Genomic DNA, 25194 nt, shown 5'->3' with positions numbered 1-25194 from the left:
AATGAAAACCCTTTTATATGATTGTTTGCACTTTTAATGATTCTTTTACGTGTTTTGTTTTCCTATGAGTTATACTATTTCATGGGGGACCGTGTCCAAAAAAATAACTAAAGGAGGTTGTATTACTTGAAAAGTTCATTAGAAACCATTGAAAAAAGGCAACAAAACATTCTCGCGCTGCTGCAAAAAAATAAACAAATGACTACCTATAAATTAGCAGATGCTTTAAATGTTTCCTTGAGCACAATTCGTCGTGATTTAAATGTCTTAGAAACTAAGAATGACATTATTCGAAAATATGGGTATTGTATTTACAACGACCAAAATCAGAAAGACTTTGATCAATCAGGACCGGAGTTATTAAAACAAGCCATTGCTCGTGTTGCTTGTAGCTATCTAAGTGATTATGATACCGTTTTCATTAATTCAAGTTCCACTGCTTTGAATATTCTCCATTATTTAAAGGCCGACCATCTGACCATCGTAACGAATAATTTAAAAATTGCCACCAAGCCTCATGTTTCTCAATACAATTATATTTTGACCGGAGGCGAATTACGTTTTCCCAAAGAAGTTCTGGTAGGAGATATTGCCATTAACACAATCACCGCAACGCATGCCGATGTTTGCGTAATTGGCTGTAGCGGGGTCAGTTTAGAACATGGCGTCACTACAAAAATTTTCAATGAAGCAAAAATTAATGAGCTTATGATAAAACAAACAACAAAAGTAAAAATTCTGGTCGCAGACCATCGAAAAATCGGCTTGACATCTAAATTTAAAATTGCTGATATTACTGCTTTTGATTGCTTGATTACAGACAAACATTGCTCATCTACTTTAATTACAGAACTTCGTAAGACCGGCTTAAAGGTTATCCAAGTCGACTAAAAAAAGAGCGTAGGACAAAAATCCAAAAGAGATTTTTGTCCTACGCTCAAAATTTGATAAATAAAAAAGGAGCACTTATTTCTTAACATTCACTTACTTCGTAAACGTTGCCTTTAATCGTTCCAACGGTTGGTGCTCTTTGTTATAGTACTGAACGAGATATTGTTCAGGTGTACTTTCAATTATGGCATATGTTTTCTCTTGAACTGGTCCACGAGGTAAACGAATACTTCCCGGATTAACAAAGAGAATGTTATTGTGTCGCTCTGCACCGAGTACATGAGTGTGACCAAATAAGGCAATTGTCGCTCCTGCTTCTTCCGCTTGTAAAGCAAGTGTCGTGAGCCCCATTCTAACATTGGCCAAATGACCATGTGTCATATAAATAACTTGATCCCCCACTTTTTTAGTCACAGTTTTGGGAAATTCATCATAAAAATCACAATTTCCTTGAACTACAATTAATTTCTGCCAAAGCTCATCTGTCGGTTCTAATTCAGAATCACCACAGTGAAAGAGTGCATCGACTTGTCCTTCATAATGATTCTCTAAGTCAACTAAACAGTCACGGTCGCCATGATTATCGCTTACTACCAAGATTTTCATACGTTTCAACTCCTATTTTTTTAGCCATTCTTCCCATTGTTCTTTTAATTTTGCCACTGCTTGTCCACGATGACTAACTTTATTTTTCTCTTCTCCAGACAATTCAGCTGCCGTCTTACCAAGCTCTGGGACATAGAAAAGTGAATCGTACCCAAAGCCTCCTTCACCACGAGGAATCGTGCCGACTTCTCCTGGCCATTCAGCTTCGACCACCAGACTTTCTTTCTTTGGTTCAGCAAAAACCAATGTACAATGGAAACGCGCTTGTCTTTTTTCTTTTGGCACGCCCGTTAACTCGTGCAATAGTTTCGCATTATTTGAAGCATCGTTAGTTGGTTCACCAGCAAAACGAGCAGAATAGATTCCTGGCATTCCCCCTAACGCATCAACAATTAATCCTGAATCATCTGCTAATACTGGCTTCTGTAAAATTTCTGCAATTGTTTCAGCTTTTAGACGAGCATTTTCTTCAAATGTTCGACCAGTTTCTTCTACATCTGGCAAATTCGGATAATCTAATAACGTCTTAACCGTATATCCTTTTTCACCAAAAATTGAACTAAACTCTTTCGCTTTACCAGGATTTCTAGTTGCAATGACAATCACTTTCTCTTCTGAATCTTGCGAAGGGACTTCTTCAGAGGCTAAAGCATAAAGCGCTTCTTTCTGATACGCAATTAATTCCTCAATCCCTGTTTTTCCATAAAAGAGCATGGCATTTAACTCATCTCCTGAGAAGGTAGCTTCTTCACCCGTTCCTTGAATTTCCACAAATTCACCAGACTCGGTCATCACGATGTTCATATCCACTGCAGCATTCGAGTCCTCTGCGTAATCTAAGTCCAGCACACAATAACCATCGGGCAAAATACCCACGCTGACAGCAGCTAAATGCTCTTTAATTGGGTCTTCCGCTAGCGCACCAGTCATCAATAAATGATTGACTGCTAAGCGTAGAGCAACAAAAGCGCCTGTAATACTAGCAGTACGGGTTCCACCATCTGCTTGAATCACATCACAATCGACAACAATGCTCCGTTCCCCTAACTTTTCTAAGTCAACAACAGCTCGCAATGACCGCCCAATCAAACGTTGAATCTCCATTGTTCGCCCTGTTAATTTTCCTTTCGCACTTTCCCGAATATTTCTTGTGTTCGTCGCGCGAGGGAGCATGCTATATTCAGCTGCTACCCAACCTGTTCCCCCGCCTCGTAAAAATGGGGGAACCTTTTCTTCGACAGTGGCTGAGCAAATTACTTTGGTATCGCCAAACGAAATAACCACCGAACCTTCTGGATGTTTAAAAACATTGGTTTCAATAGTGATCTTTCGCAATTCTTTTGGTGCACGACTATCATGTCTAATCATTTTCGTTTCCTCCTAAGTGAATCTGTTGTGCTTTTAAGTTCTTTATACTAAGCCAACTGCTTGCAATCTCTTCAAACATTTTTGCAGAACCAGTTGTATAAAATTCATGGGGCTGTGTAGGCGCTTCAGGCGTATGGGCAATGTCAAAATAATCGAGAAGCATGCTAACTTCGCCAACTGTTTCGGCTCCTGAGTCAATTAATGTCACATGACTCCCCATCACATTTTGAATCACCGGACGTAACAACGGGTAATGGGTACAACCTAAAATCAACGTATCAAGTCCTTTTAATTGTAATGCTTGAAGGGTTTCTGCCACAATTTTTTTTGCTACGGAAGAACGATATTGATTGCTTTCAACAATGGGGACAAATTTAGGGCAAGCTAAACTAGTCACCTCAATTGCTGGTGCCTTACTTTTAATGGCGATTTCATAGGACGCACTTTTGATTGTCCCTAACGTACCTATGACACCAATTTTGTTATTTTTTGTGACTTTAACGGCTGCTCGTGCGCCAGGTAAAATAACACCGACAACTGGAATTGGCAAGGCAGCTTTAATTTCTTCTAATGCGACAGCCGTCGCGGTATTACATGCGATTACTAGCATTTTTATTCGTTTTTTCAATAAAAAATCGGCCATTTCCCAAGTAAACTGAACGACTTGTTCGGCTGGTCGTGGACCATATGGGCAACGGGCTGTATCTCCTAAATAAATTAATCGTTCATTTGGTAATTGTTTTAGCGCTTCCTTTAAAACAGTTAATCCACCAACGCCAGAATCAATTAATCCAATGGCTTCTTGATTGCTCATTCTCATCCTACCTTTGCCTTTTATTCACTGCCTTTATTTTCTACTTTTTAAGGACTATTGTCAATTTTTCCTGTTTTGCTCTCATTTATTTCTTTTTTTGAAGGAAATCTTTTTCGATTAAAAAACTAGTAATTCATTTTTTTGTATGTTATAATTCCTAACATTGAGAATACAATTAGAAATACATTTGGTTAATTTAATTTAAATAACACGTTTCTCACCGAATCCTCTGTTATCTTTTCTACCAAATGATTGCAAAGGAGACTGCCTATGATTTCTTTAGAACATGTAAATAAGTATTTTGGGGAGCATCACGTTTTAAAAGATATTACTTTGAATGTAGAGCAAGGAGAAAAAATTGTCATTATCGGACCCTCCGGCTCTGGAAAAAGTACATTAATTCGGTGTATGAACCAATTGGAAAAAGTCAATGATGGTTCCGTCGTAATTGATAACATTGACATCACCAAACCGAAAGCACCGATTCAAAAGGTTCGCCAGAAAGTTGCCATGGTCTTTCAAAATTTTAACTTATATGCTCACAAAACGATTATTGATAATTTAACGTTAGCACCGATTAAAGTGATGGGCGTTTCCAAAGACGAAGCGGTTCGTACTGGCATGGAGTATTTAGAACGAGTCGGCTTAGCTGATAAAGCTTCTGCTTATCCTTCGCAGCTTTCTGGCGGGCAGCAACAACGGGTCGCTATTGCTCGTGCCTTAAATATGCATCCTGAGATTATCCTTTTTGATGAACCGACTTCGGCACTTGATCCAGAAATGATTCAAGAAGTTTTAGATGTAATGGTCGATCTTTCCAAACAAAATATTACCATGGTTTGTGTCACACATGAGATGGGCTTTGCTCGTCAAGTGGCTGACCGTGTAATCTTTATGGATCAAGGACAGATTATTGAACAAGGAACACCTGAACATTTCTTTACAAGCACTGAAAACCCTCGTGCAAAAGAATTTCTAAGTAAAATTATTCATAACGGGTAATGAATAAAAAACAAAAAATTGGAGGAATGAAGGAATGAAAAAACAAAATAAATGGCTGGCTGGACTCTCCTTACTTGTATTAGCAGGCATCATTGTTGGCTGTGGTAGCGGCAACAATGACTCAACTTCCAAAAGTGCTTCATCAAACAAAACGGTCACAGTAGAACAATTAAAAAAAGCAGGGAAAATTAAAGTAGGTGTCAAAGAAGACATTCCTAATTTTGGCTATATGAATCCTGATACAAATAAAAATGAAGGAATGGAACCAGATATTGCACGCTTGATTGCGAAAGAAATTACTGGCAGCGAAGAGAATGTGGAATTTGTGGGCGTGACAGCGAAAACGCGCGGTCCCCTTTTAGACAATGGTGAACTAGATATGGTAATTGCTACATTTACAATTACTGATGAACGTAAAAAGACTTATAATTTTACAACTCCTTATTATACAGATGAGATTGGTTTCCTTGTGCGCAAAGAGGATAACTTCTCCAGCATGAAAGATTTAGACGGAAAAACAATCGGCGTTGCACAATCTGCTACGACAAAAGAAAACTTAGAGAAAAAAGCGCAAGAGGAAGGAATCAAATTTACTTATCAAGAATTAGGTTCCTATCCAGAATTAAAAACAGCGTTAACTTCTAAACGAATTGATGCATTTTCAGTGGATAAATCAATCCTATCTGGCTATGTGGATGGCAAGACAGAAATTTTAAAAGATGGTTTTTCGCCACAAGAATATGGAATTACCACAAAGAAAGCAAATACTGAATTAAATGATTATCTAAATGGTTTAATTGAAAAATGGGAAAAAGACGGCACACTAGAAAAAATTTATCAAGACTGGGGCTTAAAAAATTAATCATTCCTAAGACTTGAAGAATCAAAAATTTTAGGAGGGATTTTTATGTTTTTGTTAGCCAATATTTCCTGGCTTGAAGAAGGGCCATTTGCCTTATATCGTTGGGAGGCTTTATTTCAAGATTGGCGAATTTTTGGTCAGGCTTTTCTCTATACTATTCTGCTCTCTTTAGGAGCGATCTTAGTTGCCTTTGCTTTAGGTATTTTCTTTGGCAGTTTATCAGCGACCAAAAGTAAACTTTTACACGCAATTAGTCGTGTCTATGTAGAATTTTTTCAAAACACACCTTTGTTGATTCAATTTATCGTAGTCTATTATGGCTTTCCTCTGCTAAGCCCGCTGCTTTCATTTTCTATTACTACGATTGCCATTCTGTGTGTAGGCTTCTATCATGGCGCCTACATTTCTGAAGTGGTTCGCTCAGGAATCGGAGCTGTTCCAAGAGGGCAATTTGAAGCGGCTTACTCCCAAGGATTAACGTATGGTCAAACGATGCGGTATGTGATTTTACCACAAGCATGGCGGATTATGTTACCGCCTTTAACCAATCAAGTCGTGAACCTAATTAAAAATACGTCAACAGTTGCCATTATTTCTGGCGCAGACGTAATGTTTGCTGCCAATAGTTGGTCGTCTGTCAACTTGAACTATATTCCCGCCTTTGCGCTCGCTGGTTTCTTATATTTCATTCTTTGCTTCCCATTAGCGAATTTGGCTAGAAAAATGGAAGAAAAAAATAAGAAAGCATATAGTAGATAGGAGGAAAACAGATGCCTTTTTCAGAAGAAATGCGTCAATTACTGACAGCAAATAATTTTCAATTTCTATTTAACGGCTTAAAATTGACGCTCTATATTTCCTTCGTCTCAATTATTTTGAGTACGATTTTTGGCACCATTCTAGCCGTTTTGCGAAATCAAACCCATGGACCACTGAAGTTACTTGCCAGTATTTATGTAGAAGTGGTGCGTAATATTCCAAACTTATTGTGGATTTATGTTATTTTTTTGATTTTCAAAATCAAATCCACACCTGCTGGAATTGTGAGTTTTACTGTGTTTACCACCGCTGCTTTAGCGGAAATTATTCGTGGTGGTTTAAATGGTGTTGATAAAGGACAAATTGAAGCGGCACGTTCTCAAGGGTTTTCAAATTGGCAAATTCTTTATCATATTGTTTTGCCTCAAGCCATTCGCAATGTTTTACCAGCGATCGTTTCTCAGTTTGTTACTGTCATCAAGGATACAAGTTTCTTGTATTCCGTAATTGCTTTACAAGAACTCTTTGGCAAATCTTATATCTTAATGGGGCGCTACGCACAAACAGGACAAGTATTCACTATTTACGGAATCGTCGCCCTAATTTATTTCATTATTAACTTTAGTATCTCACAATTTTCACGTTGGCTATCACGAAATTGGGCGAAAAGTTATTAATGTAGTTAAAAACAGGAGGCTGAGACAAAAGTGTTTAGCTCCAAGAAATAAGAAGGAATTTCCGAAAATTGTTCTTTAATTTTTGGAGAATTTCGGCTTATTTCCGAAGGAGCTGCTTTTGTTCAGCTGATTATCTTAAGATTTAGAAAGTGGGGCATAAGTCATTTCGACTTATGCCCCACTTTCCTGTTTTTATTTTATCTTACTTCTACTTGATGTTTTTCAATTAGCGCTTTTTCAACTTTTTCCATTGAACGGTTAATTTCTTCATCCACTAATGTCGCTTCTGCATTAACGAAAGTTAAACTATACGCCATTGATTTTTTGCCAGCGCCTAGTTTTTCACCTTGATATACATCAAATAAATGAATCTCTTTCAAATATTTACCTGCGTTATCTGAAATAGTTTTAACTAGTTCTTGATTGGTAACTGTTTCATCGACTAATAAAGCAATATCTCGAGAAACTGCTGGGAATTTAGACACTGCTTCATAAGTAACCCCGCCTGCTTCTGTGGCTACTAATTGTTGCAAGTTTAATTCAGCAACATATGTTTCAGGAATATCGTACGCTTTTGCTGTCGTTGGGTGAACTTGTCCGACAAAACCAACCACTTCATCTTCTAAATAAATCCATGCTGTCCGGCCTGGATGCATTTCTGGAATCGCCGTTGTCGCTTGGTAGCTGATTTTTTCTGTTAATCCTAAAACAGCTACAATACTTTCCACTAAGCCTTTTACTGTATAAAAATCAACGGCTGTTGCTTTTGTTTGCCAATCTTTAACCATTGTATTACCAGTTAAAGCAAGTGCTAAGTGATTTTCTTCTGTAGGTAAATTTTTTGTTGGATCTTCTGTTTGGTAGAAAACGCGTCCTACTTCGTAGAAGGCGATATTATTATTTTTACGTGCCACATTGTATGCGACATCATCTAATAAACCAGAAATTAAGTTCATACGTAACACAGAACGCTCTTCACTCATTGGCCATTGCAAACGTGTTGTTTGACTTTCTTTCATCATAAATTGACGGGATTTTTCTTCTGTTGTCAACGCATAGCTGATGGCTTCACTCGTACCATGACCTTCCAGTAAGCTCTTTAATTGGCGCGTAACATGTTGTGCTTTGGTTAGACTTCCAGCAACTGTTTCTCCACTTGGCAATGTTGAAGGTAAATGATCATATCCATAAATGCGCGCCACTTCTTCAATAATATCTGCTTCAATCGCAATATCCCAACGTCTTGGTGGAATCGTAATTTCATAGGCGCCTTGATTTACTTCATAAGCAAAACCGAGTGCTTCAAAAATTTCATTCACCGTTGCTTCATCTAATGCAGTGCCTAAATATTGGTTGATTCGTTCTAAAGTCACAGCTACCTGTGCTTCTTTAACGGCCACTTCAGAACCAACTGCAATGCCTGAGACCACTGTTCCGTTGGCTAACTCTGCAATCATCGCGGCTGCCACATCACAAGCTAGCCCAACTGTCGCTTGGTTGATGCCTTTTTCAAATCTACTTGAAGATTCACTCCGTAAATTGAATTGTTTAGACGTTTTGCGAATAGACAATGGATTGAACAATGCCGCTTCTAAAGCCACAGTTGTTGTTTCTTGACTGATTTCAGAATTAGCCCCACCCATTACACCGGCTAAGCCGACAGGCGTTTTTCCATTCGTAATGACGATATTTTCTTCTGTTAATTGACGTGTTTCACCATCTAATGTAATTAGTTCTTCTGCTGCTGTTGCTCGACGAACCAAGATTTCTTTACTATCTAATTTTTGGTAATCAAATGCATGCAATGGTTGACCAAATAATAATAAAATATAATTTGTCACGTCCACCACATTGTTAATCGGACGGATTCCTTCATTCATCAATCGATTTTGCAACCACTGAGGACTTTCTGCAATCGTCACATCTTTAATAACACGAATTTGATACGCTGGCGCATCTTGTGAATCTTCAACAGTTACTGTTACGTAATTTTCCACGTTATCTGAAGCATCTTCTTTGAGTTCGGGATCATTAAACTGAGGCGTTTGACGATAAATTGCGCCAACTTCATAGGCTACCCCTCTCATACTTAGTGCATCTGCACGGTTTGGTGTAATTGATAATTCAATAATCGCATCATCCATGTCTAAATAAGGGAAAACAGGTGTCCCATTCACTGCTTCTTGAGGTAAATAATAAATTCCTTCAGCGTAGGCTTTTGGTACGACATTATCTGAATATCCTAGCTCTTCTAACGAACAAATCATTCCGTTAGAAACTTCGCCACGCATTTTACCTTTTTTAATTTTTTGATTTCCTGCAATTCTTGAACCAGGTAACGCTACGATGACTTTAATTCCTGCTTTTACATTTGGTGCTCCACAAACAATTTGTGACAATTCTTCTTCACCGATGTCTACTTGGCAAATTGATAAGTGGTCAGAGTTTGGGTGAGGAACACATTCTTTTACTTCACCGACAACAATTTTCTTTAAGCCTTCTTCAGGTACAGCAACGCCCTCAACTTCGATACCTGTCACAGACATTTTGTCCGCTAATTCTTGCGGAGTAACGTTTGAAAGATTAACATATTCATTTAACCATTTATAAGAAACTAACATTTTTCAACTACTCCTTTACCTTGAATTGATTTAAGAAACGTAAATCATTTTGATAAAAATTACGGATATCATTTACACCATAACGTAACATAGCAACGCGATCTGGTCCTAAGCCAAAGGCAAAGCCTGAGTACTCTGTTGGATCAATCCCTGACATTTGTAACACATCTGGATGAACCATCCCTGCACCTAAAATTTCAATCCAACCTGTATGTTTGCAGACGTTACAACCTGCGCCGCCACATTTAAAACAGCTAACATCTACTTCGACTGAAGGTTCTGTAAAAGGGAAATAGCTAGGACGTAAACGAATTTTACGATCTTCACCAAACATTTTTTTCATCATGACTTCTAACGTCCCTTTTAAATCACCCATTGTGACATTTTTATCGACAACAAGGCCTTCAATCTGATGGAATTGGTGACTATGTGTCGCATCATCTGTATCACGACGGAATACTTTCCCAGGAGAAATCATTCGTAATGCACCTTTTGAAAAATCGTGTTTTTCCATTGTTCGAGCTTGAACTGGTGAAGTATGCGTACGAATTAACATCTCATCTGAAATATAAAACGTATCTTGCATGTCGCGTGCTGGATGATCTTTTGGTAGATTCATGCGTTCGAAATTATAGTGATCCGATTCTACTTCGTATCCTTCCACTACTTGATAACCCATGCCTAAGAAAATATCTTCAATCTCTTCCATAACTTGTGTCAAAATATGACGTGTACCTTGAGGCATTTGTTTTCCAGGTAAAGTTACATCTAAACTTTCTTCTTTTAGTGCCGCATTTAACGCTTCGTTTTCTAAAACAACTTTGCGCGCTTCAATTGCTTCGGTTAATAAATCACGAATTTCATTTGCAAAGCCCCCCACCACTGGTCGTTCTTCTGGTGAAAGGTTTTTCATGCCTCTTAATACTTCGGTGATTGGCCCTTTTTTCCCTAATGTTTCTACGCGAATTTGGTTTAATTCTTTTAAAGTAGCAACTTGTGCGATTTCTTTGAGCGTATTGTCTCTAAGAGCTTCTAATTGCGCTTGTAATGTCATTATGCGTTCCCCTCTATCTTTTATTTAAACTAAAAAAAACGATAACCCATTCCTTTCAAAGGAACGAGCTATCGTGTTACCATCCTAATTCATAACAAATTGTTGTCATGCACTCATTTCATTTAACGGCAATTACCGGTTTGCTTTCTTCTTGAAAACAAACAAACTCAGGAAGTGAATTTCGCTTGGTGACTGTGTAAATCAGCTTCCAGTCTCTGGCTGACTCTCCCTAAAACACGTCAATTCAAACTACTTGTTTCCATCACTGTTTTTTTAGTTATTGAATTACGTTTAGTTTACAAGAAGTTTTGCTTGCGGTCAACTGCATTCTTCGTCTTTTACCCATTTTTCTGCCCAATGTTGAATTTGTTCCATTGCTAATTGCAAGTCTTCGCCTTTTTCGGTCAGGAAATATTCTAAGCGATTTCCTTCACCGCAACGAACAGCTTTGGTGATAATTCCTTCAGCTTCTAGTTCCTTCAATCGCTCTACTAAGACACGATCACTTAACATTGGAATTTTTTCTTTTAATTCGCCAAAACGTTGAGGACCTCGTTCTAATAAAACATCAATAATTAAACCATTCCATTTTTTACCAAGTATTGAAAATGATTTTTCAAATTTGGGACAAAGTACAAACGATTCTGTTTTTACTTTTTCCATCTTCCTCACCTCTTCAATGAGTATAGCACATTCCTTACAAAATGTAAGTGTTTCTGCTTCTAATTTTTTCTACTTTATAAAATCTACAACATTTCCTGTCTGCATGTCAATAATTACTCCTCCATTTAATAAAATTAAATAGACGTGCGACACCTCTTTATGCGTTGACTCTTGTAGCGCTCTACGATAAAGATTCATCTGTCCGCGATACCGTTCGACAATTTCAGAAATCGCTTGGGGAGAGGTGCCTTTTACATGATCGGTTTTATAGTCATACAAAATGCATTGATTGTCTAATTCGATATAGCCATCAATAATCCCATGAATTAATAAATCATCTTGTGTCGTTTCTGGATAATTTTGAATGAGCTCTTCTGCTTCAATCAGCATAGAAAAAGGTTGTTCCCTTCTAACGGTTTGATGGTGTTGAATCAATTGTTTTCCTAAGGCGGTGTCAAAGAAGGCCACGATTTGTTCCAGATTCATTTTTTCAGCAATTGCTGGTAAAATCAATTTATTTTCCACTAAGCGTTCTTGAACAGCTCGCACTTCCTCATAAGAAGGTTGCGTACTTAAATCAATTAGTTGTAATAAATAATGGGTTGCTGTCCCAATTTCAGCTGCTGAGGGCGCTTGAACCGTATCTAAAAATTTAGGCTTACTTAAATCTCCTTCAATCATTCGATTGACAATCAACGGTTGCGCTTGAATAGTATTGTCTTCCCGAACCTCAATTTTACCAATTTCTTTGTTGTCGGGGTCATCAAATACTCGCTTGATTTCAGAAACAGACTGATAACTGGTAGTCCGAGTAGCCACTTCAAACGGATAATTGAAACTTAACCGTGCAAGACCACGATTGATTTTGTCAGCAGATAATTGCGCTTTTTCGGCTAAATCCTCTGCTTGTCTTTCTGGCAATTGTAATTGCTGAATGGCTGCTCGTAGTTGTTCTTCGTTGAACCACTGAATATGAAAATTAGCTGGGTGCTTTTTGACTTGCGGAACGTTACTTACTACTACTTCTTGCTGATATTCATCGGCTTTTTGATGACGTACCAATGTCATCCCTACCCAATTCATTAAACTACTTTTACTTTGCAAGCGATTTTCAGCTGGTAGCACCAGTGTTTCTACATCGCCAACTTTCAGCCACTCTTTCCACATCGCCGCTTGGTCTTTATAGGAGCCTACCAGAAAAAGTTTTTGTTCTGCACGTGTCAACGCCACATATAACTTCCGCATTTCTTCGGATAGTAATTTTCTTAATCGTACTTGTTTAATCGCCAAAAATGGTAAAGTATCGTACATAACTCGTTCTTCAGGTTGTAAATAACGAATGCCTACCCCTAAATTTTCTTCAAAGATATAGCGTTCATTCAAATCACTGACATTAAATTCTTTGGTCATATCTAAAACGAATACCACCGGAAATTCTAACCCTTTACTAGCGTGAATCGTCATGACGCGTACGGCATTCTCTTCACTTAAAACGACTGGTTCCGCTAAATCTTTGTCTTTTTCTTGCATTTTTTCGATGAAGCGAACAAATTGAAATAATCCGCGGAAGGTTGTTTTTTCATACGCCGCGGCCCGATCGACCAACGCATATAAATTGGCTTGGCGTTGTTTGCCAACAGGCAACCCGCCAACATAATCAAGGTAGGCCGTTTCCCGATAAATCGTCCACAGCAAGGTACTAATCTGGTTGCGTCGAGCCTGTTCCCGCCATTTTTCTAATGATTCAGCAAAACGTATAGTTTTTTCCTGAACAACTGCTTCCTCCATGGTTGGTTCCATCTTTTGATTAAACGTTAAAAATGCTTCGTAGTAACTGGTTTCCTTATTAGCCAAACGAATAAGCACTAATTCGTTTTCTTTTAATCCAACAATTGGTGAACGTAACACAGCTGCCAAAGGAATGTCTTGATAGGGATTATCAATCAATTGAAGCAAGGCAATCATTGTACGAATTTCCGTTGCTTGGAAATAATTTTGAGCATCATTGACTTGAACTGGAATTTCTAATGATTTAAAAACATCTAAAATAGTTAAATTATTTTTCTTCGTAGGCGTTAATAAGACAATATCTTGATAAGTAATCGGTCGATCCGTTTTCAGCTTTTTATCATAAATTAAGAAATTTTGGTCAATTAATTCACGAATTTTCAAAGCAGTAACGTAAAGTTCCCCTTCTGTCTTATCTTCAATCAACAACTCAGGGGATTGTAATTCTGGAAATTCAACTGATTCTGTTGCTTTTTTTTCATAAATTAGCAATTCGGTTGAATAATCAGCCGCCTCCGAAAATTGATCAAAACCATGAACCAAAGCGGCTGACTCATCGTAAGCAATTTGGCCCACTCGCTCATCCATTAATTGACTAAATACTAAATTCGTAAAGTCTAAAACGTCTTTGCGGGAACGAAAATTTTCAGCTAGAATAATTCGTTTACCCTCTTTGCCTTGCCCATACTGATTGTATTTTTCAATAAACAATGTAGGATCTGCCAAGCGGAAAGAATAAATAGACTGTTTCACATCTCCTACCATAAAAAGGTTTCCTTCTGTGCTAAGCGGACGGCGCAACCAATACAAAATAGATTCTTGTAATTGATTGATATCTTGGTATTCATCGACTAACACTTCATCAAATTTTTCGCGATAGTAAACCGAGGCTTCTGATGCTTGCCAGCCATCTGCCTGATTTTTCGCTAAAATAGCTAACGTATAATGTTCTAAATCGTTAAAATCCACTAAATTTTTAAGCCGTTTTTCTGCGCCATAGGCCTCCATAAATTGTTTCCCCACGTGAGCCATTTCTTGAACAATGGGCGTGGCCTCTTTCAAGACTTGTTTCATGGCATCTGGAGAAAGTGTAAACAGTTGCTTTTTCAAATCATTTAACGCTTTTTTATTTTGTTCTCGTAACTGTTTGGCTTGTTCCGCGGTTGGTTTCAACTCTTCGGCACGAACTGTTGGATAGCGGTCAAAGCTTAACAATTCAGTCAAATTATAGGCGCTTTCTAAATCATTTCTCTCTAAAAATTGTAAAAATTGTTTTGTTTGTTCCTTTTCATTTTGAGCTAAATACCAAATCTTTTGAAGTTTCTCTTCGCCCTCTGTTAAGGTCACCATTTCTTCGTAACGCTGAAGAGTTCGTTGCAACGTCTCAACGGCTAGCGGTTTTAAATACGTCTGAAATAACGTTGATTCGCCTAGCTGATTCCCTACTTCGTAGGCTTGTGTTAAGCCATTAATCCACGCCTCTGGATCAGGATTGGCTTTGGCAAATTCATAAAAAGAAAAAATTAAGTTAGTGAGTCCGTCATCACTACGGTCATTGGAAAAATTCGCTGTTAATTGGTAAAACGCTTCTTGATTTTCCGCATAAAATTGTTCACGTAATGCATCCCAAACATCTTCTTTTAATAACAATGTTTCTGTTTCATCTGTTAACATCCGAAAAACCGGATCTATGTCAATTAAATAATAAAAACGACGAATAACAGTTAAACAAAAGGCATGTAACGTGCTGATATTGGCTGTTGGCAAAAGAGCAATTTGACGAGAAAAATGCCGTCTTCTTTCTGGATCTTGTTCTTCATTCATTGCCTTTTGTAAAGCCACTTGGATACGTTCTTTCATCTCACGGGCGGCAGCTTCAGTGTACGTCACAATCAAGAGACGATCGATATCGACGCCGCTTTTGACTTTTTCAATGACACGGCGGACTAAAACAGTGGTTTTTCCTGAGCCAGCCGAAGCAGAAACTAAGATATTTTCATCGCCATCAAACACCGCTTGCCATTGACTGTCGGTGAATTGCTCATTGGCTGGACGTAGTGGAATTGTTTTACTCATCTTCGGTTGCTCCTTCCTCATCTTTGTTTAACAAGCGCGCCATAATTTCCTCTTTGGATAAATTCTCAATACGATGATAATTATTTTCTTTTAACATTACATCAAAATCACAGACACTTCGAAACGGACAATAGCGACAAGCAATCCGTTCCTTGCCTTGATAAGCGGGATTAAGTTGAACTTCGCCGCCAATAATTTGATTTCCCGCTTCAATAAATTTATTTCGGTTATGGGAAAGCAACGCGCCTAATTCTGGTTCTGTCACAAATTTATCTTCTTGGCGACGACCAGGTTTAATTTGTTCTTTGGCGGATTCTTCAATTGGAAACAGCAACGAACTTTGTTTAGCTTGCAGACTCGTGTCTAAATGATCCAATAAATCTGGGTCTTTCATCAAAAGACCATCAAACTGATATTTTTTAAGCATTTGTTGTTCAATGTCGTCTTTGCCTTCATAAGATAACGTAGGATTGTGTACATGCAGATAAAGTGAGCCAGCAGGTTTAGCTTCTTGACCAACTAATTGCACAGCATCCATTAAAGCCACATCCAAGTACGTCAGCATTTGCATGGCTAAGCCGTAATACGCTTCTGTCATATTAAATTTACGGTGACTCGATTTATAATCAATCACACCTAAATAGGTTGATTCGGGTGTAACCAATTGATCAATCCGGTCGATTTTTCCCCGAACATGAATCTTCCCTTGATTTTTTAATGGTAATTCCAAACCAGAAATTCCTTTTTTAGCGGCAATTTGGCCAAATAACACTTCCGTTTGAACAGTCGTCATGCCACTTCGTTGGCTTTGGCGTTTCAGCGCCCAACTGACTTTTTTAATTGTTTGACTTAATTGATAGCGAATATAGTTCATGCGACTAGAGGTCGTTAATACAGAAAAACGCGCATCCCCTAATATGCTATTTAGCACTTCCTCCGCCAATAAATTGACTTCCTGATCGGTTAGCTCAGATAAGTTCCGTTGATTCATAATCAATAATTTAAAGAACTGATCCAATGCTTCATGGAAAAATTCCCCTGTAGCTGCTGGCGAAAGCCCAAAGACATCTCTTTCTTTCAAACGTAAGCCATAGCGAGAAAAGTATTGATATTGACACCGATAAAAACTCTCCATCCGAGAAACGGATGTATAAATATCTTTACCATATAAAGGTTCTGCTAAGACCTCATCAATCTTTTCAGGAATATTTTGATGCGTTAAACTTTCGAAAACTTGCTTGGCTAGCGGAGCAATTGGTTGGTTCATTAGTGCTTTTTCCATATTTAACCAGAAAGGCAACAATCCTTCTTGCGTTTCTTTCCGTTGTCTTTTCAAACGCGTTAATTCACCGATTAACGTCCGATACGTACTAATATGGGCTAAACTGGTCGTTTCATCATCGAAAATGGTTGTTTCATTTTTTTCAAAAACGGGCAAGTTTAAATCTTTTTGGATATTTTTAAAATAAGGAGACGGTTTGACTTCTTGAGCGGTGTCTTTAACACTTGGATAGGTTAAATATAACCGTTCTCGCGCTGAAGAAAAGACGAGATACGCAACAAACGGTTCTTGCGCAATTTTGCGTCCGGTTGTCCCACGTAAATATTGGTTTTCCGTTAAAGTATCATTGATTGTCTGACGTTCTTCATCAGACAATAGTGTTTTATTTTCAATCTTTTGTGGAAAAATTTCTTCCGTCATCCCAATAGCAAAAGTAACCTTGGCAGCGCCAGGTCGCGTTAAATCCATTGCGCGAACTTGTACTTGGTCAATCGCTGTCGGCACTTTACTATAGTGCAAACCTTCCAAACCACTAACAAATATTTCTTGAAACGTTGTAAAATCAAACGAACTTTCTCCGTAAACAGTGACGTATTCATCTAGTAACGACATCAATGCATCCCAAGTCTGTTCATGGTTACGAGCTGTTTCTAGTTGACCTGCTTCGATAGCTTGTAAGCGCCACATTTTTAATTGTGTTGCCACACCACTTTGCAGTAAAAAGTGATAGAAGACGGTCGCTGCTTCCAAACCAGTTTTGGCACTTATCATTGCTTGAAAGTAACTAGGTAACAGCCGTTGAAGCGATTGACGAATCGCATTTGACTCTTCTTCCATCGTAGCGACATCTTCTTGCTCTTCCGCTTCAAAATCATACCGAATAAATTCCCAATCTTTTTCTTGCGACCAATAATAACCTTTATAGCCGTATGCCAGGACTACATTTTCGGTAATATCAACTTTTCTGCGCCAAGCGTTCCGTTGGTTTAACCAATCAGTCAAGCTTTCTTCAGAAGTAGCGAGTTGATTCATTGGCATAAATAATTCCGTTCTCAAAAAACGGAGCACATCGCGATAACGATAATTGTACGAATGAATAGCAAATAAAGATTCAATCCATTCGACTAAAGGGTGCCGATCCATAGCCATATCTCGGTCGACATAAACAGGAATCTCGTGTTCCGCAAAAATCGGTTCTAATAAATTTTCATAACAATCTAAATCACGAGTCAACACCTGAATTTCTTTGTACCGATACCCTTCTTCCACTACTAAACGGCGAATTTCGGTTGCAACATGTGTTAATTCTTCTTTAACGTTTTCTGCACGCCACAGAAATAAGCCATCGCCCCTCCAGTCAGATGTGCTTAATGGAGGCAGGTGTTCTTGTGATTGAATCCAATAATCGTTTAATCCTTGCAAGTCTGGATTTGTAATTAATACCTCTTTCTTTTCCACATAATCTGAAAGAATCGGGATTTGCTTCTGCCTTGCCAGTTGATAAAGCTGATGATAGGTTTGTCCCGCTTCATAAAATAACGACCGCGGATCAGGTAAGTCATGCGGATATTGTTTGTCCAATAAAAGGCCTACTTTCACAGAACCTGCTTGCGCCATTAGTACTTCAATCAACTTTAATTCTCTGGCAGTAAACTGCTGATAGCCTGAAATAACGAATTGAACATTCGACAAATCAACCGTTTGTAAATACTCGCTTAAATGTTGAATAATCTCCGCTGATTCATAGCCATACTGACTCATTTGCAATTGGAATCGCGTAAAAATTAACGTTAAATCTTGAAACTTAAGTTGTAAATCTTGTCCTTTAGGGTTCTCCGTTTGTTTTTCTAAAAATGGATAAAGCTCCGCAATTTCAATATTGCCTTCGCGCATTTCTTGATAAAGCTGAAATAGTTGCTGGATAAAGCCAGGCTTGTTAATTTCACCTCTAAAAATTTGTAACTCTTCTTCTGCTTCTACTAAAATTTTGCGAAAAATCATCGCAGCACCTGCGTCAGATAAAACATCTGCCGAGTAAAAAGGTGTATGTTGTAAATAGTACCAAGCCAAACGATAAAAACTAAAAACCTGCAGACGGGTACTGGTTATTGAATCAGACGTAGTTGTCTGTAATTGACGTAACTTTTGCAAGACTTGAATTTCTTGCTCAAACTTAATATGGTTCGGGACTAAATAGAATACTTCATGCTGTGCGTCTTCCTCTAGCCATTGTTTTGTCGCCTGTATAAGTGGCGCTTCTAAGTCTGCCACGGCGGTTCCTCTAATAAACTGCACACTCATGGTTTCACATCCTTTTCCTTTGCACTGCCTTTATTTTACCACAAAAGAAGGACGGAAACATGTGTTTGTTTTTACACATTTCCGTCCTTCTCTTTTACTCATTGTCTCTTTTATTGTTTTGACACTTCTGGTATTGGACCAAACCGTGAGAATGGCCACATCACAAATTTCACTTCACCCAAAATATCTTTTTTATGAATAAAACCAATGACACGACCGTCTTTTGAATTCCGTCGATTATCACCTAAAACAAAGTAGCTATCTGCTGGTACTTTTTCTTTTAATGAAAAATCGCCTGTCAAAGGTTGACCATCTGTTAAGGCTTTTTTAAATTCATCTAAATAGGGTTCGTCAACTTCTTTTCCATTGATGTACAACGTATCATCCTTGTACGCAATTGTATCTCCAGGTAAACCAATCACACGTTTAATATAATTTTTATCTGGTTCATCTGGCGCTGGGAAAGTAATAATATCGAAACGATTAATTTCTGTGTTTTTTAACGTAATTACCCGTTCACCATCTGCTAACGTTGGATCCATTGAATGACCTCTCACTACGACAGGCGTAAATACAAATTGTCTCAGTAAAAACAGACCCAAAGCTAAACAGGCAAAAAAGACGACTGTTTTAATTAATTCTTTTGATTTCAAACTCATTCCTCCAAAAACCTTATTATCTTATGTCTCATATTCTACCACAAAGTAAATCAATCCTATAGTGCTTAACACCCAATTAATTTTTATGTACGCTTTTTTTACAAAATGGTCAGAAAAAAAACGTATTTCTTTCAAATTTGATTCTTACTTTTTTGATCCTGCTCATAAAAAAAGCATAATCAATTCTAAAAAGGGCTGAATTGATTATGCTTCTAGCGTTTTAGCGATCCATCACAACCACGTAACAAACTTCTAAAGGACCATGCAACCCGACAACCAGTTGCATTTCAATATCTCCTGAATTAGAAGGCCCTGAAATAAAGTGAATCGCTGAGCCGATTTTTTCGCCTTTTTCTATTTTTTCTGTATAAAAAGCTGCTGGCTGAGTCGAACGTGGAACGAGTTTGCTAAACGGTATAATTGAAATGTAATGCTTCGGTAAAAAATGTAAGGCTCTGCCTTGTCCCGCATTGGACTCCACCACAATCGTTCCTGATTCAGCTAGTAAAAACTCAGCAAAGGCAATCGCAATATTTGCCTGAGCAGCTGTTTGAATATTCGCTTCTCGTTGCTCACTTCCAGGTTGCCATTGCTTAACAGAAACAGCCTCTAATGACTTAGCTAAATCAGCTAATCCATAGGCTTCAAAACGTGCATCTGTTGGCAATAAAAGATTGCCCCCACCAAACTCAGCAACAATTTGCTGAATCGTCGTCAGTAAATTTTCTTGTGTGGTTTCCACTAAGTTCGTGTGAATCGTTTCCACACGTTCTTTCACAATCGTTAATAGCTCCGCTGGTGTTTTATCTGCCAACTGTTCTTCTGGTAAATGATTAACTGGCTCAAATGGATGGGCCGAAACAGGCTGTTTTTCTACGCCTAATTTTTCTCGTAGATTTTGTAAAAAAGGTTCTCGATTTTGAATCGCTTCGTTAGTCATTTTTTTCACCTTCTTGATGTTTTTTGAACCAACTTCTGAAGTTTTCTGAAGATTTTGGTGGTCTTGGCAAATCACGAACATCGGTCCAACCTTTTACTAACCCTGGTCCTTTATCAAGGTAGCCCCCATGATTGTACATGTTTTCAACAGTAATTTCTTTTTGTTTACTTAAAATGCCCGCTGCAGCATGATCGACTTTCATGGCTGCTTTAAACATTGCTGGTGAACCAGTGGCTTTACCTACCATACGCATTTGGAAATCTTCGAATCCATGTTTCATTTTCAGATCATCGGTCATCACTTTACGATGTTCAATTAATAATTCGTGCAATGGAATTTTCACAGGACACGTTTCCGTACATGCCCCACAAAGACTAGACGCATAAGGCAATTCCCCAAACTGTTTATATCCACCTAAAATTGGAGAAAGCACAGCACCAATTGGTCCTGGATAAATAGAGCCATAACCGTGCCCTCCAATATGGCGATAGACCGGACAAACATTCAGACAAGACCCACAACGAATACACTGTAAGACTGGCTGAAAGGCTGTTCCTAACGCTTTTGAACGTCCGTTATCCAAAATGACCACGTGAAATTCTTCTGGACCATCGGATTCATCCGCATTTTTTTGCCCGGCAAACGTCACATACGTTGTTAAATTTTGACCAACGGCACTTCTGGCTAAAAGGTTATCTAAAACCTCTGCTTCACGCATTGTTGGTACGATTCTTTCCATTCCCATTAACACGATTTGTGTCTTAGGAATACTGATGGTCAAATCAGCATTTCCTTCATTTGTATTTAAGTTAATTAAGCCGCTATCCGCAATAGCGAAATTACAACCTGTAATGCCAATCTCCGCTTCCAAAAAGAATTTGCGCATCACTTCTCGTGCACAGCGTGCCAAATTTACCGGGTCATTATCTCCTTGATACCCTAATTTTTTCGCAAAAACCTGACGAATCTGTTCGCGATTTTTATGAATACTTGGGAAAACAATATGTGACGGCTCATCCCAGTCATCCATTTGTAAAATGAATTCCGCCAAGTCTGTTTCCATCACACTGACATCGTCTAATCCCAATAACATTGGATCAATATCGACTTCGGTCGTCACCATTGATTTAGATTTCACAATTTTTTTCGCCTTTTTTTCTAGAACCACTTGTTTCACATATTCATTGGCCTCTTCGGCGGTTTGAGCAAAAAAGACTTTGCCACCTCGTTTGGCGACGTTATCACTGAACTCTTCTAAATAGTCAGGCAGATACTGAATTGTATGTTGGCGAATTTGTTCTCCCAGTTCACGCCATTGTGGCCAATTGCCTAAAGCTTCCCGCGCACCTTCTCGTTTCTCCCATTGGGCATCTTGTGCTTTGGCGACAGCCTTTTGCATAAACACATCTTTTTTACTTTCTTCAATTCGTTCACTTAACGGCTTATTGCTCGTTGATAATCCCACAGTTCTTCCCCCTTACCCTACCGATATGATTTGTGGTTGGTCCATGCGTGATTCATCCACTTCGTGATTAAGGACTTCTGCAATATGCATAATCTTAATCTTTTTCCCATCACGATTGAATTTACCCCCGATATTCATCAGGCAACCCATATCCGCACTAATTAAAATTTCTGCGCCTGTATCAATCACATCGTTCATTTTTTCCGTCACCATTTGTTCAGAAATAGCTGGCATTTTCACTGAAAACGTTCCGCCAAATCCGCAACAATTTTCAAGATGTCCTAAAGGAATCATTTCTAATCCTTTCACATGATCTAACAAAACAAAAGGCGATTCTCGTTCATTTAAAATTCGCGTCATATGACAAGAACGATGATAAGTGGCTTTCCCATGTAACGTTGCGCCAACATCTTTGACCCCTAAGACACGATAAAGAAACTGACTAAACTCATAAGTTCGCTCAGCTAAACGTTGTGCTTTTGGTCCATAAATAGGATCATCTGCTAAAAATTTGTGGTATTCTTTCATCATGCCGACACAAGACCCCGCAGGTCCCACCACATAATCGGCACCGTCAAAACTATCAATTTGATTCTTAAGCGTTGTCGTGCTCTCTGTCACATAGCCACTATTGTACGTTGGCTGACCACAACACGTTTGGCTTGTTGGTAAAACCATTTCACAGCCATACCGTTCCAAAACCTCTACCATTGCTTGCCCTACATTTGGAAAAAGTAAATCCACCACGCATGTCGAAAATATACTCACTTTCACGCAAAATAACCTCCTCGTTTTCTACGAAAAGGCTCCATGAAATTAATTGGGCGGCTGTCATTAAAAGTCACTTGGCTGTCGTCTCTAACTACTTCACAGTGCCTTTTCAACAAATACGTTATTTGTAACAAAAATCGTTTTTTAAAATGATTCTTATACAATAATTATTTTACCAGTATCTGGTTTTAACAGCAAACGATTCCAGAAATTTTGTGCATTTTCACACAAAAAAGGAGGCTTTTTTATAAAAGTTTCTTTTAACCCCTTTGAAATTCGTTTTTTCTGAAGAAAAGAGTGACGAAATTTTGAAATTTTGGTAAACTAAGAAAAAACGAGAAACGAGGGCCATGCATGTTCATTTCATTTAACATGTTTATTCTATTAATTGTTGCAACGATCCTAATGATTTTTCTGATTATCTATTTGACAGTCACTGGAAATGATAAAAATAATAAAAAGAAACAAAAGAAAGAAACAAAAAGAACTACGCCAACTTTAAACAAAAAAACAACCGTTCCCCCTTCTCAGAAACCAAATGTTGTAACTGATGTTGCAAAAAAGAGCGAGCCGGAAAAGCAAGCCGTACAACGAACACAGAAACCAACCACTAGAGAGGACGAGACTTCTCAATTTACACGAAGCCAACGTCATAAATGAAAATGGGACATAAGTCGAAATGACTTATGTCCCATTTTCTAATTCTTAAGATAATCAGCTGAACAAAAAATCCGCTAGTTGTTTCACTTTTTCTTTTAATTAATGATAGTTTATTCTTCTTTTCAGGTGTATACTAAATGATTGAAAAGAGACTTTAACTAATTAGGAAGAGGTGATTTTTTGTCTGCAAAGCGGTTTATTCAATTATTCATTTGTTATGCTATTTCAATGATTGTCGCAATACTTTTAACGGACTTATTTAATTTCTCGAGTCCTATAGCTTATTTAGTAGTGGCTAGTATCATCGGCTATGTAGTCATTACTGTTCCATTAACAATTATGACTCTATTAAAAAATAAAAATTAATAAAAAAATTGAGCGATTTTAATCACTTAAATTGCTCGATTTTTTTATTTTCATAATATTTTTCACTTATTTTTTCATTTTCATTGACAGAATAGTTGTAATTGTCAGAAAATTGTATATAATAAAGAAAGTTATTTTCATATTATTTTTTTCAATTAAAGGAGAATCCTATGAGTGAAACACAACAAACAACCTTAAAAAAACAATTAAGCTCGCGCCACATTACGATGTTAGCCTTAGGGGGAGCGATTGGCGCAGGTCTTTTTAAAGGAAGTGGCGAAGCAATTGGTATTGCTGGTCCTTCTGTTTTAATCGCCTTTCTAATTGGCGGTGCTGTTCTCTTCATCGTCATGAGTGGTTTAGGAAAACTTGTTTTAGATGGCGGAGACACACATCATGGTTTGTCTGGCTTAGTTCGACCATTTTTAGGTGCACATTCTGCTGACTTTATTGATTGGGTTTATTATTCCATGTGGACAATTAATATTATCGCAGAAGCGGTTGCCGCAGCTTCCTTTTTACAACTTTGGTTTCCTAATATTCCTGCTTGGTTTTTTGTTTTCATTTTAGCTATTTTAACGACGCTCATCAATCTTTACTCGGTTCGTTTATTTGCAGAAACAGAATATTGGTTGGCGTTTGCTAAAATTAGTGTCATCATTTTGTTAATTATTTTTGGTGTTTATCTGGTGGGACAACAAATGCTAGGCAGTGGTGTCTTCCCTACTTTACAAAGTATCACCGATCATGGTGGCTTCGCCCCACATGGCATGAAAGGTATTGTTAATTCTTTATTAGTAGTTATTTATTCTTATGGCGGTTCAGAATTAATTGCGATTACTGTCAGTGAAGCAGATGATCCTAAAAAAGCCATTCCTAAAGCGATTCGTGGTGTGATGGGACGGATTATTTCCTTCTATATCATTCCATTATTCTTACTTTTGATTATTTTCCCTTGGAATACATTAGCAGGCACAACGGTGAGTCCATTTGTTATGGTTTTTGAAAAAATGAATATTCCTTTTGCTGCTGACATCGTAAATTTTGTGATTATTTTAGCCTTGTTTTCTTCTATTAATTCTGGAGTATACGCCTCTTCTCGCCTTTTATATTTTCGCTTAAAAGATAAAAAAGGACCCATGAGTAAACTTGCGGTTTTAAACAAGCACCAAGTACCTCAACGTTCAGTTTTCTTCTGCGCCAGTGTTTTATATCTGGGCGTTATTCTTTCTTATTTTGTTGGCGATGAATTATTTGGTTACTTAGCCGGTTCTCTCTCTTACACTGTCTTGCTAATTTGGATTTTAATTAGCGCTGCGGCGTTTGTTCTTTCTTTAAAACGAGGGTCTCTCTTTGAAAAAAGTATTAATCTCCTTGCTTTAATCATTTTAGGACTCATCTTTATTGGCATCTTATTTACAAATTCGTTAGGCGTTACTCTTTTAACAGGCCTATTGTACTTTGTTATTTTCTTTAGTTATCGTAAGAAAAATGATTCCTTTCTACTCTCTGATGAAAGCTAAATAGACTGAAAAAACGAACAGTTTTGTAAGAGAACTGTTCGTTTTT

General features: G+C 38.0%; 20 protein-coding genes and 1 other annotated feature. Of the genes, 8 read left to right on the top strand and 12 right to left on the bottom strand.

Annotated features, from left to right (window positions below):
* Window positions 1-126 precede the first annotated feature (126 nt).
* A complete protein-coding gene (locus IGK70_RS05075; protein WP_002382117.1) occupies window positions 127-891 on the top strand; it encodes a DeoR/GlpR family DNA-binding transcription regulator in 765 nt (254 codons plus the stop codon).
* A 93-nt stretch (window positions 892-984) separates the two neighbouring features.
* On the opposite strand, the gene IGK70_RS05070 is transcribed toward IGK70_RS05075, so the two are convergent.
* From IGK70_RS05070 to racE, 3 genes are read right to left on the bottom strand one after another with little or no spacing between them, the layout of a single operon-like run.
* A complete protein-coding gene (locus tag IGK70_RS05070) occupies window positions 985-1497 on the bottom strand; it encodes a metallophosphoesterase (protein ID WP_104855642.1) in 513 nt (170 codons plus the stop codon).
* Window positions 1498-1509: 12 nt separating this feature from the next.
* A complete protein-coding gene (gene rph, locus IGK70_RS05065; protein ID WP_002369622.1) occupies window positions 1510-2865 on the bottom strand; it encodes a ribonuclease PH in 1356 nt (451 codons plus the stop codon).
* Window positions 2858-3685, bottom strand: coding sequence for a glutamate racemase (gene racE, locus IGK70_RS05060; RefSeq protein WP_025191109.1), 828 nt, complete (start codon window positions 3683-3685; stop codon window positions 2858-2860). The genes rph and racE overlap by 8 nt, the downstream gene beginning before the upstream one ends.
* A 264-nt stretch (window positions 3686-3949) precedes the next feature.
* On the opposite strand from racE, the gene IGK70_RS05055 reads away from it, so the two are divergent.
* From IGK70_RS05055 to IGK70_RS05040, 4 genes are read left to right on the top strand one after another with little or no spacing between them, the layout of a single operon-like run.
* Window positions 3950-4681 (top strand): amino acid ABC transporter ATP-binding protein, encoded by a 732-nt coding sequence (locus IGK70_RS05055; protein WP_002360585.1) that lies wholly within the window; start codon window positions 3950-3952, stop codon window positions 4679-4681.
* Between the two features lie 34 nt (window positions 4682-4715).
* Window positions 4716-5543, top strand: coding sequence for a transporter substrate-binding domain-containing protein (locus tag IGK70_RS05050; RefSeq protein WP_002360586.1), 828 nt, complete (start codon window positions 4716-4718; stop codon window positions 5541-5543).
* Between the two features lie 45 nt (window positions 5544-5588).
* Window positions 5589-6302, top strand: a complete 714-nt coding sequence (locus tag IGK70_RS05045) for an amino acid ABC transporter permease (RefSeq protein WP_002366455.1) — start codon at window positions 5589-5591, stop codon at window positions 6300-6302.
* An 11-nt stretch (window positions 6303-6313) separates the two neighbouring features.
* On the top strand, window positions 6314-6979 hold the full coding sequence (locus IGK70_RS05040; protein ID WP_002382114.1) for an amino acid ABC transporter permease: 666 nt from the start codon (window positions 6314-6316) through the stop codon (window positions 6977-6979).
* A gap of 197 nt (window positions 6980-7176) precedes the next feature.
* Here the strand turns inward: IGK70_RS05040 and pheT are convergent, their stop codons facing one another.
* From pheT to IGK70_RS04995, 9 genes are all read right to left on the bottom strand, one after another.
* Window positions 7177-9600, bottom strand: a complete 2424-nt coding sequence (pheT, locus tag IGK70_RS05035) for a phenylalanine--tRNA ligase subunit beta (protein WP_010827297.1) — start codon at window positions 9598-9600, stop codon at window positions 7177-7179.
* A 7-nt stretch (window positions 9601-9607) separates the two neighbouring features.
* Complete coding sequence (gene pheS, locus IGK70_RS05030) at window positions 9608-10654, bottom strand: phenylalanine--tRNA ligase subunit alpha (RefSeq protein WP_002358034.1); 1047 nt, start codon at window positions 10652-10654, stop codon at window positions 9608-9610.
* 56 nt (window positions 10655-10710) lie between these two features.
* Window positions 10711-10929, bottom strand: a binding site (T-box leader).
* Between the two features lie 43 nt (window positions 10930-10972).
* Window positions 10973-11317, bottom strand: coding sequence for a winged helix-turn-helix transcriptional regulator (locus tag IGK70_RS05025; RefSeq protein WP_002358035.1), 345 nt, complete (start codon window positions 11315-11317; stop codon window positions 10973-10975).
* A 69-nt stretch (window positions 11318-11386) separates the two neighbouring features.
* Window positions 11387-15181, bottom strand: coding sequence for a helicase-exonuclease AddAB subunit AddA (addA, locus tag IGK70_RS05020; RefSeq protein WP_104855641.1), 3795 nt, complete (start codon window positions 15179-15181; stop codon window positions 11387-11389).
* On the bottom strand, window positions 15174-18764 hold the full coding sequence (locus tag IGK70_RS05015) for a PD-(D/E)XK nuclease family protein (RefSeq protein WP_104874142.1): 3591 nt from the start codon (window positions 18762-18764) through the stop codon (window positions 15174-15176). Before IGK70_RS05015 ends, addA begins: the two co-directional genes overlap by 8 nt.
* A gap of 110 nt (window positions 18765-18874) precedes the next feature.
* The gene (gene lepB / locus IGK70_RS05010; protein ID WP_002358039.1) at window positions 18875-19423 is read right to left on the bottom strand and encodes a signal peptidase I; all 549 of its coding nucleotides are present in this window, start codon (window positions 19421-19423) and stop codon (window positions 18875-18877) included.
* Window positions 19424-19643: 220 nt separating this feature from the next.
* Window positions 19644-20363, bottom strand: a complete 720-nt coding sequence (locus tag IGK70_RS05005; RefSeq protein WP_002361597.1) for a LutC/YkgG family protein — start codon at window positions 20361-20363, stop codon at window positions 19644-19646.
* Entirely contained in the window at window positions 20356-21828 is a 1473-nt protein-coding gene (locus tag IGK70_RS05000; protein WP_002358041.1) for a LutB/LldF family L-lactate oxidation iron-sulfur protein, read from the bottom strand. Before IGK70_RS05000 ends, IGK70_RS05005 begins: the two co-directional genes overlap by 8 nt.
* A gap of 12 nt (window positions 21829-21840) precedes the next feature.
* Complete coding sequence (locus IGK70_RS04995) at window positions 21841-22602, bottom strand: (Fe-S)-binding protein (protein WP_075582634.1); 762 nt, start codon at window positions 22600-22602, stop codon at window positions 21841-21843.
* Between the two features lie 369 nt (window positions 22603-22971).
* On the opposite strand from IGK70_RS04995, the gene IGK70_RS04990 reads away from it, so the two are divergent.
* The 3 genes from IGK70_RS04990 (at window position 22972) to IGK70_RS04980 (ending at window position 25148) form a co-directional block, all read left to right on the top strand.
* Window positions 22972-23259, top strand: a complete 288-nt coding sequence (locus tag IGK70_RS04990) for a hypothetical protein (protein ID WP_002390077.1) — start codon at window positions 22972-22974, stop codon at window positions 23257-23259.
* 180 nt (window positions 23260-23439) lie between these two features.
* Window positions 23440-23625, top strand: a complete 186-nt coding sequence (locus tag IGK70_RS04985) for a hypothetical protein (protein WP_002358046.1) — start codon at window positions 23440-23442, stop codon at window positions 23623-23625.
* Between the two features lie 170 nt (window positions 23626-23795).
* A complete protein-coding gene (locus IGK70_RS04980; protein WP_002382100.1) occupies window positions 23796-25148 on the top strand; it encodes an amino acid permease in 1353 nt (450 codons plus the stop codon).
* Window positions 25149-25194 lie beyond the last annotated feature (46 nt).

The organism is Enterococcus sp. DIV0358 (assembly GCF_051713465.1).
Lineage (GTDB): Bacteria > Bacillota > Bacilli > Lactobacillales > Enterococcaceae > Enterococcus > Enterococcus faecalis.
The sequence above is the reverse complement of the archived record's forward strand: the minus strand, read 5'-3'. Positions and strand labels throughout refer to the sequence as shown.

Excerpts from the sequence above, each read along its gene's own strand:
- IGK70_RS05070 (WP_104855642.1), bottom strand. The coding sequence starts at position 1,497 with ATGAAAATCTTGGTAGTAAGCGATAATCATGGCGACCGTGACTGTTTA.
- rph (WP_002369622.1), bottom strand. The coding sequence starts at position 2,865 with ATGATTAGACATGATAGTCGTGCACCAAAAGAATTGCGAAAGATCACT.
- racE (WP_025191109.1), bottom strand. The coding sequence starts at position 3,685 with ATGAGAATGAGCAATCAAGAAGCCATTGGATTAATTGATTCTGGCGTT.
- IGK70_RS05055 (WP_002360585.1), top strand. The coding sequence starts at position 3,950 with ATGATTTCTTTAGAACATGTAAATAAGTATTTTGGGGAGCATCACGTT.
- IGK70_RS05050 (WP_002360586.1), top strand. The coding sequence starts at position 4,716 with ATGAAAAAACAAAATAAATGGCTGGCTGGACTCTCCTTACTTGTATTA.
- IGK70_RS05045 (WP_002366455.1), top strand. The coding sequence starts at position 5,589 with ATGTTTTTGTTAGCCAATATTTCCTGGCTTGAAGAAGGGCCATTTGCC.
- IGK70_RS05040 (WP_002382114.1), top strand. The coding sequence starts at position 6,314 with ATGCCTTTTTCAGAAGAAATGCGTCAATTACTGACAGCAAATAATTTT.
- pheT (WP_010827297.1), bottom strand. The coding sequence starts at position 9,600 with ATGTTAGTTTCTTATAAATGGTTAAATGAATATGTTAATCTTTCAAAC.
- pheS (WP_002358034.1), bottom strand. The coding sequence starts at position 10,654 with ATGACATTACAAGCGCAATTAGAAGCTCTTAGAGACAATACGCTCAAA.
- IGK70_RS05025 (WP_002358035.1), bottom strand. The coding sequence starts at position 11,317 with ATGGAAAAAGTAAAAACAGAATCGTTTGTACTTTGTCCCAAATTTGAA.
- addA (WP_104855641.1), bottom strand. The coding sequence starts at position 15,181 with ATGAGTAAAACAATTCCACTACGTCCAGCCAATGAGCAATTCACCGAC.
- IGK70_RS05015 (WP_104874142.1), bottom strand. The coding sequence starts at position 18,764 with ATGAGTGTGCAGTTTATTAGAGGAACCGCCGTGGCAGACTTAGAAGCG.
- lepB (WP_002358039.1), bottom strand. The coding sequence starts at position 19,423 with ATGAGTTTGAAATCAAAAGAATTAATTAAAACAGTCGTCTTTTTTGCC.
- IGK70_RS05005 (WP_002361597.1), bottom strand. The coding sequence starts at position 20,363 with ATGACTAACGAAGCGATTCAAAATCGAGAACCTTTTTTACAAAATCTA.
- IGK70_RS04990 (WP_002390077.1), top strand. The coding sequence starts at position 22,972 with ATGTTTATTCTATTAATTGTTGCAACGATCCTAATGATTTTTCTGATT.
- IGK70_RS04980 (WP_002382100.1), top strand. The coding sequence starts at position 23,796 with ATGAGTGAAACACAACAAACAACCTTAAAAAAACAATTAAGCTCGCGC.